The sequence below is a fragment of the Pantoea sp. CTOTU50773 genome, assembly GCF_032082325.1.
Taxonomy (GTDB): domain Bacteria; phylum Pseudomonadota; class Gammaproteobacteria; order Enterobacterales; family Enterobacteriaceae; genus Pantoea; species Pantoea communis.
In genome coordinates, this window is the sequence record NZ_DAMDQC010000040.1 from 20,503 (window position 1) to 31,579 (window position 11,077).

Below are 11,077 nucleotides of genomic sequence, written 5' to 3' on the forward strand. Positions count from 1 at the left end.
ACCTCTCCTTGCTTCCCGTTGAATAACGGCGTTCAGCCTCACGACTTACATCATGACGACGTCAAACTGCTCCTGAGTATAGAGCGGCTCAACATGGACTTTAACCTGCTTACCGACAAAGATTTCCACTTCAGCCAGCGCATGTGACTCTTCGCTTTTTAACGCCTCGCCCACTGCCGGGGAAACATAAACGAGGAAACGATCGGAATCATAAGCATGATGCACACGCACGATTTCGCGCATGATTTCGTAGCAGACCGTTTCCACCGTTTTCAGCGTGCCGCGCCCTTTGCACACCGGGCAATCGGCACAGAGCACATGTTCAATACTTTCCCGCGTGCGTTTGCGCGTCATTTCCACCAGACCGAGCGCCGAGAAGCCGTTGATACCGGTTTTCACCCGATCTTTGCTCAGCGCACTTTCCAGCGAATGCAGTACGCGGCGACGATGGTCGTCATTACTCATATCGATAAAATCGATGATGATAATGCCGCCCAAATTGCGCAGACGCAGTTGGCGAGCAATCGCCTGTGTGGCTTCAATGTTGGTGTTGAAGATGGTTTCGTCGAGATTACGATGCCCAACAAATGCACCGGTATTAATATCGACGGTGGTCATGGCTTCGGTTTGATCGATGATCAGATAGCCGCCCGACTTGAGTTCAACCTTGCGCTCCAGTGAGCGCTGGATTTCATTCTCAACATCAAACAGATCGAAGATTGGCTGTTTGCCGCTGTACAGCTCCAGCTTGCTGGCCATTTCCGGGATATATTCGCCGGTAAATTCCACCAGCAGATCGCAGGTCAGACGTGAATCAACGCGAATGCGATCCAGCGCTGCGCCGGCAAAGTCGCGCAGCACGCGCTGTGCCAACGCTAATTCACCGTACAGCAGACAGCGCGTCTGATTACGTTTTTTGCGCTCGCTGACTTTGGTCCACAGACGCTTGAGGAAGGCGGCATCCTGCGCCAGATCTTCCTCACAGATGCCTTCGGCAGCAGTACGAATAATAAAGCCGCCGAGATCGTCACAGTAGGCCGCCACGACGGCTTTCAGGCGATCACGTTCGGCTTCGCTTTCAATGCGTTGTGATACTCCAACGTGTGATGCACCTGGCATAAACACCAGATAACGAGAAGGCAACGTAATATCAGTGGTGAGTCGTGCACCTTTGGTGCCGAGCGGATCTTTCACCACCTGTACCACCAGATCCTGGCCGGGACGCACCAGCTCGCTGATATCGCGTACGACAAAGTTTTTCTTCTCATCACCCGCCACGCATTCGGTGTGCGGCATGATGTCAGAAGCGTGCAGGAAGGCGGCTTTATCCATGCCGATATCGACAAACGCAGCCTGCATACCGGGCAACACGCGGCTGATGCGACCTTTATAGATATTCCCCACGATACCGCGCCGTGCTTCGCGCTCGATGTGGATTTCCTGCAAAATGCCGCCATCAATATAGGCGACACGGGTTTCAGAAGGTGTAACGTTAACCAGCAGCTCAGCCGTCATCTTGTCCCCTTAACGCACGCAGTGACTGAAAGTGGCTCAGCAACTCATTGGTTTCAACCAGCGGTAATCCCACTACGGCGTGATAGCTTCCATTAATCTTGCGGACAAAATTGCCGCCCAGACCCTGTATTCCGTACGCGCCGGCTTTGTCCATCGGCTCGCAGCTGGCAATATAGTGCGAGATTTCTTCTGCCGTGATATTGCGGAATGTCACATCAGTGGTGACAAGGCAATCCAGCTCGCGTGCACTGTCAGCCAGCGCGACGGCGGTCATCACCTGATGCGTTTGCCCGGAGAGTTGACTCAACATCTGCGCTGCGTGTGCAGCATCGCGCGGCTTTTCCAGCACGTCATTGTTGAGTACCACGATGGTATCTGCACCCAGCACCGGTAAATCCTGCGGCGCGACCGCCACGCCAGCTCGCGCTTTGTCCAAAGCCAGACGGCGAACATACACTTCCGCCGCTTCTTCTGGCTGGCGCTGCTCTTCAACGTCCGTAATCAGACGTTCAAACTGCAGACCCAATTGCGTGAGCAGTTCACGTCGACGCGGTGAACCGGATGCGAGATACAGGCTTATCATAGTCTTCCTTACTGAACAGCGAACTGTCGGCGAATCTTTCTCATTAATAAGAATAGCCAGGGCCACAGAATGCCGTCGACCACACTGCTCCAGAAGATTTCCGGGCGAAATGAGACGTTGATGACCAGGAATTCAGCCCAGAAAACAATGACATCCACCGCGAGCGACAGCACCATAACCATTAATGCCTGCTGCCACAACGCCAGATTTCGGAATAGCTGAAATTTGAAGGCCACCAGATACGCGATGATGCTGAACGCCAGCGCGCGCACCCCCAGCGTCGAACCGGCCACCAGGTCCATCACGGCCCCTAAAAAGAAGCCTGTACCAACATTAACCCGGTGCGGTAATGCCAGAACCCAGTAAACCAGGATCAACAAAAGCCATGAAGGCCGGAACATGTAGATTTGTTCCGGCCAGGGCATGATTTGCAGAATGAGGGCAATCAGAAAGGACAGCCAGATAACCCATCGGCCCTGGCTGCGATATCGACTCAAGGCTGGCCTCCGCGTGTGTTCGCTGGGATCCCTTGCGAACGACTGCTGTTAGCGGGTGCCGGCGGCCCCATTTGCTGCGTAGGCTGCATCATATCCGGTGCCGGTGGGCCCATTTCGCCTGCTGGCGGCAAGACCTGCGGCATCATCTGCATCAGACGCTCATTCGCCACGCGGTGAACTTCATCTGGTGCCATTGGCATGTCGCCATTCTTATCCGCGCCCCACAACAGCAGCAGGTAACGCAGACGTTGCAGGCCAGCCGTCGGATGCGCCTGAATCACGGTGTAGGCACGTTGGGTATCGACTTTCACGGAAGAGACCACTCCAACCGGGTAGCCTTCAGGGAAACGCCCGCCGAGACCTGACGTCACCAGCACATCGCCGACACGAATGTCGGTGTTGCCCGGCAGATGTTCCAGCTGCAAATCTTCACTGCAGCCGTTACCCGCCGCAATCACGCGAATATCATTACGTAACACCTGAATCGGCAACGCATGCGAAGCATCACAAATCAGCAGTACACGGCTGGTCACCTGACCCACAGCCACCACCTGACCCACTACACCTTTATCACTGATCACCGGCTGGCCTTCGTAAACACCGTTTACGCTGCCTTTATCGATAACCACCTGATCGGTATACGGATCGGTGCCGGTTGAAATCACCTGGGTCACCATCTTGTGCTCATCCTGACGCAGCGGCGAGCCGAGCAGCTCACGCAGACGTGCGTTTTCCTGCTTGTATTGCCCCAGCATCAGCAGGTCACTGTTTTTCAGGAAGAGCTCACGGCGCAGCGCTTTGTTTTCCAGCTCGAGCTGCTGGCGTGAAGCCAGCGTTTCTGAGACGCCGTCAAGAAGCTGTCGCGGCCCATTGGCCAGAAAATAAAATGGACTTACCGACGTGTCCAGGTAGTTGCGGATCTGGGAGAAGGAGCTCACGCGGCTGTCTGCGATAATAATCGCGATAGCCACAATGACTGCCAGAAAGAGACGCAACTGCAGGGAAGGCCCCCTGCTAAAAATCGGCTTCATAAATTCTGCGTGTTCCTCGACATCAGGGAAGAAGCGCCAGTCTTATGACTAACGCCTCCAGGGCTGGACGCATCTCGCCGTCGTGCGCAGCGTCGATAGGCGCGACTCCCTGCGCAATTTGACCACGGTCTCAGCCGATGAGGATTTACTCCTCGCTGAACAAATTGCCGCCGTGCATGTCGATCATTTCCAACGCTTTACCACCGCTGCGCGCGACGCAGGTCAGTGGGTCTTCTGCAACGACAACCGGAATACCGGTTTCTTCCATCAGCAGACGATCCAGATTGCGCAGCAATGCGCCACCACCGGTCAGCACCATGCCGCGCTCGGAGATATCAGAAGCCAGTTCTGGTGGGCACTGTTCCAGCGCGACCATCACTGCACTCACGATACCCGTCAACGGCTCTTGCAGCGCTTCGAGGATTTCATTGGAGTTCAGGGTAAAACCACGCGGTACACCTTCTGCCAGGTTACGACCACGTACTTCAATTTCGTGTACTTCATCACCCGGATAGGCAGAACCAATGCCGTGCTTGATACGTTCCGCAGTGGCTTCACCAATCAGTGAACCGTAGTTGCGGCGCACATAGTTAATGATAGCTTCATCGAAGCGGTCACCACCGATACGTACAGAAGAAGAGTAGACCACGCCGTTCAGGGAGATAACGGCCACTTCAGTGGTACCACCACCGATATCCACCACCATCGAACCGGTTGCTTCAGATACCGGCAGGCCTGCACCAATTGCGGCAGCCATCGGCTCTTCAATCAGAAACACTTCGCGCGCGCCTGCACCTTGTGCAGATTCACGGATAGCACGGCGCTCAACCTGAGTGGCGCCAACCGGTACGCAGACCAGCACACGTGGGCTTGGACGCATAAAGCTGTTGCTGTGCACTTGCTTAATGAAGTGCTGGAGCATTTTTTCAGTCACGAAGAAATCGGCGATCACGCCATCTTTCATAGGACGGATGGCCGCGATGTTGCCTGGAGTACGACCCAGCATCTGCTTGGCGTCATGACCTACGGCCGCAACGCTCTTTGGCGAACCGGCACGATCCTGACGAATGGCAACCACGGAAGGCTCGTTCAGCACGATGCCTTGCCCTTTAACATAAATCAGGGTATTGGCGGTACCCAAGTCGATGGACAAGTCGTTGGAAAACATGCCACGAAATTTCTTAAACATAACGAAAGGATAATCCTGCAAGCTGGGGGCGGAAAATAAAATCCGCCTACTTTACCAACCACGCGAAGCCGCTACAAGGCGCAAAAACGTTCTGCTTCGGTGAAAAAATACGCTGAATAATTTTTTGGGCCGATTCGCTTATCCCTGGCCGCCGTTAAATAGCGCTAAGCCGCCCTATTAAACGTAAATTCCCCCTTAATCACCGGGCGAATTTCGACATAAAATCTAACATTTCCAGCCATCATAAGCGCGGACGTAATCCACCAAAGGGCAGAAAAAGGCCCCTCAGCGCTACTTTACTGGCTGAAGACCTAAATTCGATAACGTTGTGAATGTTTTTTCACGTTACTGTTCACCGGCAATGATGGGGCAAAGAAGTCACCCTGCCCACCTGCCACGCCCAGATTCGCCAGCGTTTGCCACTCCGCGCGCGTACGCACGCCCGCAGCAAAAACTTGTGTCGAGGTGGATTTGCACACTTCCAGTAAACTTTGCACAAATAACTGGTTTTCAGTACGACGTTCAATATTACGTACCAGCCCCGGATCGAGTTTGATCACTTCGATTGGGAACTGCTTGATATAAGCACTGCTCACCACGGTCATGCCCGCCTGATCCACCGCCACACGGCAACCAAACGCGGTCAACATTTGGAAAACCGGCACTAAGCGATTGATGTGTTGACAAACATCAGCCTCAGCAAGTTCAAATAAAAAACGTTTTCTTTGCGATTTTGTACATTGCAGCAAAAGCTTTTGCAGCCAGCGCTGAAATGGACGCTGTAATAAGGAGTCAATATTGACGGGTAACGCCAGCGTTTCATCAGGCCACACTTCAGAGAGTGCCGCGATTCGCGTCACCAGTTGGCGATCCCAACTGTCGGTCAAACCCAGTTGCAGCACCAGTGGCATAAACTCGGCCGACACCACTTCTTTGTCGCCATCGAACACGCGCGCCAGCATTTCACGGTGGTGCACTTTGCCATCCAGCAACACAGCCGGTTTTTGGTAAAGACGTGGGCCGCCGCGATTAAGCGTGTTTTCCAGCAGCGTTCGCCAGCGCACACTACCACGTCCCATGTCTAAGGTATTGCCTTCACCGACTGACCAACTGTTACCGCCCTGCAAGGCGGCACGACGGGTCGCCATCTCGACATTTTCCATCACCTGCGGCACGGTTTCTCCGCTGCGCCAGGCGCTGATGCCAATGTGGATTAAATCATCGCGATCGACCATACGCATCGGCGGCAATGAGTCGACCGCGTTGATCAACTGATCGGCGATACTGTTGGCCTCTTTGAGCGTGCGGTGCGGCAATAACACGGCAAAATCGCTGCGGAAATAGCGTGCCAGTAAAGCGCCTGGATATCGCAGAACAAATGTCGACAGCATATTAATCAGGTCAAACAGGTATTCATCCACCAGCGTTTGGCCCAGCGTTTCATGAAGCGTGTCGAGATCGGGCAGGCGCACCATCATCACCACGCCATGCGTGCCCACATCTTCCTGATCTTCCAGCAGCGTGGCTAACTGGTTATCGAAGAACAGGCGGTTATTCAGGCCGGTGCGTGAATCCTGTGCGGCAAACGTACGGATAAGCGTATCAATGCGCAAGCGCTGCTCGCCCGCTTCCTGAAGATCGTTAAGCAAAGTGTCAATGGCGCGACTGGCTTTTGGCGGCCATTCGGCATAATGGCCGACGTAGGGCACGCGCTCACCCGCCAGAATACGCTCGGAGCGAGCTTCTAAACGCTCCATGTGCTGCCAGCGACGATTGATCCAGCGATGCGTCATCACCAGTAAAGCCGACATAATCGCCACCACGCTGAGCAGGACAATCAGCGTATAGGCACCGGTAAAGGAACGGAACCAGGTTTTCGCAGGATCGAGTACCACTACACGCAGCTCAAGGCCGGGAGAGTGCACTAACGGAAGATCGAACTGAATAAAACGATTCGGCTCATCTTCGAGCATAGGATTTTCATGGCGAGCGAGTTGAAACACCACGGTATTGCCGTTATGCATCTCAATTTGTTCCGCATTGATCACCGGCATGATGCGCGTCAACCACTGCGTCAGTTCTTGTGGCGATTGCGTTGTCAGCGCTTTATCGACTTCGGTCGCTAGCGTATTGACGCGTGTTTCAACGCGCTGTTGCGATAGCCAGATAAAACTAAAAGCGCAGCCGACCAGCATCAATAACATTGCCAGTAAGCTTAATAATGTAATAAACGCAGAAAACTTAGTTGTTAATCGCATCCCTGTGCCTGTATCACTGCGGTTCTAAACGGTCGCCATCCGACGGCGCCAACCTGCTCATTGGCGTAAACCTGAGCAAAATAGCACAAAACATCGTCTGAATCAGCGCCAGACGCGCATCAAATTAGGCGGTGCGCCATGCTAATCGGACCTGCGGCGCGAGTATAGCCGCAAAGTGTGATGGCTTGCGTTTCACACGGACTTTTTCGTCCTATTCTCAACAGAGCCCGCTTGCCAGGAAATTTCATATTTTTCCGGGCAAAGTGGCGTGTCCAGCGCGAGTTGATCATGCTGAGTACAACACCACCTTTTTCGCCGGAGAATGCCATGAAGCTGAAGCAATACCTTACCGAATCCGACGTGACGCCCGAGAGCATCTTTAATATGCGCCGCCGTCAGGTGTTGAAAGCGCTGGGATTAGGCGCCGCTGCGGCAAGTTTACCCGGCGCGGCGCAGGCAGATGTGCTGAGCTGGTTTAAAGGCAATGACCGTCCACCTGCCCCCGCAGGTCGCGATCTGCAATTTACCAAACCCGCGCAGTATCAGGCCGATCTGCCGATGACACCGTTTGACAAGGTTTCTGGCTATAACAACTTTTATGAGTTTGGTCTGGATAAGGCCGATCCAGCTGCCAACGCCGGCACGCTGAAAACTGAGCCCTGGCAGTTGCGCATTGAAGGTGAAGTGGCGAAACCGATCACGCTGGATATGGACGACATCTTTAAACGTTTTGCCATGGAGCAGCGTATTTATCGCATGCGCTGTGTTGAAGCGTGGTCGATGGTGATCCCTTGGGTGGGCTTTGAGCTGAATAAATTACTCAAACTGGCTGAACCCACCAGCAATGCCCGCTTTGTCGCCTTTCAGACGTTATATGCTCCGGACCAGATGCCAGGTCAGAAAGATCGCTTTATTGGCGGTGGGCTGGATTATCCGTATGTGGAAGGGTTGCGTCTTGATGAAGCGATGCACCCTCTCACACTATTAAGCACCGGCGTGTACGGTAAAGCGCTGCCGCCACAGAATGGCGCCCCGATTCGCCTGACGGTGCCGTGGAAATACGGTTTCAAGGGCATCAAATCCATCGTTAAAATCACCCTGACGCGCGACCAGCCTCCTACCACATGGAATCAAATCGCCAATAACGAATATGGATTTTATGCCAACGTTAACCCCCATGTGAATCACCCGCGCTGGTCGCAGGCCACCGAGCGTTTTATTGGTTCCGGCGGCATTCTGAATGTCGAACGCCAGCCAACCCTGCTGTTTAACGGCTACGCTAAAGAGGTGGCTTCACTGTATCGCGGGCTCGATTTACGGGAGAATTACTGAGTGCGACTGACGTTACGCCATATCACCCTGTTAAAAGTGGTGCTGCATCTCGCGGCTTTCCTGCCGTTTGTGTATCTGTTTATGGCTGCCAGCCAGGGTTGGTTAAGTGCCGACCCGGCGAAAGATATCCAGCATTTTACCGGCAGAATGGCGTTAAAGTTGCTTTTGGCGACGCTGCTGGTGAGCCCACTCACGCGTTACCTGAAACAGCCTCTGCTGATTCGCACCCGCCGCCTGCTCGGCGTGTGGTGTTTTGCCTGGGCATGTTTGCATTTGACCAGCTATTACCTGCTGGAACTGGGTTATAACCACCTGCAACTGCTGGGTAGTGAGATCGTTTCACGTCCTTATCTGTTACTGGGTATGATCTGCTGGCTGGTGCTGTTTGCCCTCGCCATCACCTCATTTCAACGTGCCCAACGTAAGCTTGGCCGTCGCTGGCAAACCCTGCACAACGGCATCTATCTTGTCGCGATCCTCGCACCTATCCACTATCTTTGGTCGGTGAAAGTCTTCTCCCCGCAGCCCTGGATTTATGCGCTGGTGGCTTTAGTGCTGTTAGGTTGGCGTTACAATAAGTTGCGTAAACTTCTGCATCGATAATCCCCGCATGGTTGTCTTCCTGCTGTGAAATCTGATAAAAGGTGTGGCCTTCGGGCCGCATCGGATCAACTTCGCAGATAAGACCAGTATTTTGCTGCGAATTGCGACGAAACGGATATAATGCCCGGCTTTATTGCAAGCGAAGTCGTCTTTTTCACTCTCAGGAGTGACAAACGACAGATGTCGCGGTATTTTACGCGATGCCTTACTGATTGCAGGAGATAGCAGCAAGATGGCGCACGAATTTCACATACTGCTTTTAAACGGCCCCAACCTGAATTTGTTGGGAACGCGCGAGCCTGAGAAGTATGGGCACACCACGTTGGCAGAAATTGTCAGCGATTTGACCCAGCAGGCCGATCAGCACCATGTGAAATTGAGTCATTTGCAATCGAATGCAGAGTTTCAGTTGATTGATCGTATTCACGAGGCCCGTGGCAATGTGGATTACATCATCATCAACCCGGCTGCATTCACGCATACCAGCGTTGCACTGCGTGATGCCCTGTTGGCGGTTAGCATCCCTTTTATTGAGGTGCATCTCTCGAACGTGCATGCACGTGAGCCGTTCCGACATCACTCCTATCTTTCTGATGTATCTGCTGGCGTCATTTGTGGACTTGGCGCTGATGGATACTCATGGGCTTTACAAACGGCAGTAAAACGCCTGTCACATTCCAATTAAACAGAGTACGGAACCACACTCATGGATATTCGTAAAATTAAGAAACTGATCGAACTGGTAGAAGAGTCTGGCATCTCCGAGCTGGAAATCTCTGAAGGCGAAGAGTCAGTTCGTATCAGCCGTTCACCTGCGAACGCTGGCTATCCGGTCATGCAACAGGCTTATGCTGCGCCAGTGATGCAGCAGCCTGCGCTGGCGACCGCCGTTGCACCTGCAGCCGCTGCGCCGGCTGAAGCCGCTAAGCCGGAAATCACCGGCCACATCGTGCGTTCTCCGATGGTCGGCACTTTCTACCGTACCCCAAGCCCGGATGCGAAAGCCTTCGTGGAAGTGGGCCAGAAAGTCAACGCGGGCGATACCCTGTGCATCGTTGAAGCGATGAAAATGATGAACCAGATCGAAGCCGATAAATCCGGCGTTGTGAAGGCGATTCTGGTGGAAAGCGGCCAGCCGGTTGAATTTGACGAGCCGCTCGTCGTCATCGAATAACGAGGCGAAGCATGCTGGATAAAATTGTCATTGCTAACCGCGGTGAGATCGCTCTGCGTATTCTCCGCGCGTGTAAAGAATTAGGCATCAAGACCGTTGCGGTTCACTCAACCGCTGACCGCGACCTGAAGCACGTGCTGCTGGCGGACGAGACCGTCTGCATCGGCCCGGCACAGTCGGTCAAAAGTTACCTGAACATCCCTGCACTGATCTCCGCCGCCGAAATCACCGGCGCCGTGGCGATCCACCCGGGCTACGGCTTCCTCTCTGAGAATGCCGATTTCGCCGAGCAGGTTGAGCGCTCTGGTTTTATCTTCATCGGCCCAAAAGCTGACACCATCCGCCTGATGGGCGACAAAGTGTCTGCGATCACCGCCATGAAGAAAACCGGTGTGCCAACCGTGCCAGGATCTGACGGCTCGCTGACCGATGACATGGATAAAAACCGTGCCATTGCTAAACGCATCGGCTACCCGGTCATCATCAAAGCCTCTGGCGGCGGCGGCGGTCGTGGTATGCGCGTGGTGCGCAGTGAAAAAGATCTGGAACAATCCATCGGCATGACGAAAGCGGAAGCCAAAGCGGCTTTCAACAACGACATGGTCTACATGGAGAAATTCCTCGAGAACCCGCGTCACATCGAGATTCAGGTGATGGCCGACGGCCAGGGCAACGCCATCTATCTGGCGGAACGTGACTGCTCAATGCAGCGTCGTCACCAGAAAGTGGTCGAAGAAGCACCAGCGCCGGGCATCACGCCGGAACTGCGTCGCTTTATCGGCGAGCGCTGTGCCAAAGCCTGTATCGATATCGGCTACCGCGGTGCGGGTACCTTCGAGTTCCTGTACGAAAACGGTGAGTTCTACTTCATCGAGATGAACACCCGTATTCAGGT

11 protein-coding genes are annotated in these 11,077 nt (G+C 53.9%); 5 read left to right on the forward strand and 6 right to left on the reverse strand.

The window, feature by feature from the left end; translation table 11 throughout:
- Nucleotides 1–45: 45 nt before the first annotated feature.
- The 6 genes from rng to csrD form a co-directional block, all read right to left on the reverse strand.
- Nucleotides 46–1,515 (reverse strand): ribonuclease G, encoded by a 1,470-nt coding sequence (gene rng, locus RT340_RS08855; protein ID WP_097119476.1) that lies wholly within the window; start codon nucleotides 1,513–1,515, stop codon nucleotides 46–48.
- Nucleotides 1,505–2,098 carry a nucleoside triphosphate pyrophosphatase gene (locus RT340_RS08860; protein ID WP_211729817.1) on the reverse strand — a complete coding sequence of 198 codons (594 nt, stop codon included), beginning with the start codon at nucleotides 2,096–2,098 and terminating at the stop codon, nucleotides 1,505–1,507. The genes rng and RT340_RS08860 overlap by 11 nt, the downstream gene beginning before the upstream one ends.
- 8 nt (nucleotides 2,099–2,106) lie before the next feature.
- Nucleotides 2,107–2,595, reverse strand: coding sequence for a rod shape-determining protein MreD (gene mreD / locus RT340_RS08865; RefSeq protein ID WP_034830875.1), 489 nt, complete (start codon nucleotides 2,593–2,595; stop codon nucleotides 2,107–2,109).
- Nucleotides 2,592–3,626: a rod shape-determining protein MreC gene (gene mreC / locus RT340_RS08870; protein WP_034830877.1), complete on the reverse strand. Its 1,035-nt coding sequence runs from the start codon at nucleotides 3,624–3,626 to the stop codon at nucleotides 2,592–2,594. The genes mreD and mreC overlap by 4 nt, the downstream gene beginning before the upstream one ends.
- A 145-nt stretch (nucleotides 3,627–3,771) precedes the next feature.
- Entirely contained in the window at nucleotides 3,772–4,815 is a 1,044-nt protein-coding gene (gene mreB, locus RT340_RS08875) for a rod shape-determining protein MreB (protein WP_313375439.1), read from the reverse strand.
- A gap of 311 nt (nucleotides 4,816–5,126) precedes the next feature.
- Nucleotides 5,127–7,073 (reverse strand): RNase E specificity factor CsrD, encoded by a 1,947-nt coding sequence (csrD, locus tag RT340_RS08880; protein WP_160834438.1) that lies wholly within the window; start codon nucleotides 7,071–7,073, stop codon nucleotides 5,127–5,129.
- 327 nt (nucleotides 7,074–7,400) lie between these two features.
- Here csrD and msrP point away from each other — a divergent pair, with 327 nt between their 5' ends.
- From msrP to RT340_RS08905, 5 genes are all read left to right on the forward strand, one after another.
- Entirely contained in the window at nucleotides 7,401–8,405 is a 1,005-nt protein-coding gene (gene msrP, locus RT340_RS08885) for a protein-methionine-sulfoxide reductase catalytic subunit MsrP (RefSeq protein ID WP_034831065.1), read from the forward strand.
- Complete coding sequence (gene msrQ, locus RT340_RS08890) at nucleotides 8,406–9,008, forward strand: protein-methionine-sulfoxide reductase heme-binding subunit MsrQ (RefSeq protein WP_034831066.1); 603 nt, start codon at nucleotides 8,406–8,408, stop codon at nucleotides 9,006–9,008. It begins immediately after the preceding gene.
- A 232-nt stretch (nucleotides 9,009–9,240) separates the two neighbouring features.
- Nucleotides 9,241–9,693 (forward strand): type II 3-dehydroquinate dehydratase, encoded by a 453-nt coding sequence (gene aroQ / locus RT340_RS08895; RefSeq protein WP_058959566.1) that lies wholly within the window; start codon nucleotides 9,241–9,243, stop codon nucleotides 9,691–9,693.
- A 21-nt stretch (nucleotides 9,694–9,714) separates the two neighbouring features.
- Nucleotides 9,715–10,182, forward strand: coding sequence for an acetyl-CoA carboxylase biotin carboxyl carrier protein (gene accB / locus RT340_RS08900; RefSeq protein WP_034830260.1), 468 nt, complete (start codon nucleotides 9,715–9,717; stop codon nucleotides 10,180–10,182).
- 11 nt (nucleotides 10,183–10,193) lie between these two features.
- Nucleotides 10,194–11,077: biotin carboxylase N-terminal domain-containing protein (locus RT340_RS08905; protein ID WP_313375445.1), on the forward strand; the 884-nt coding region annotated here is incomplete at its 3' end.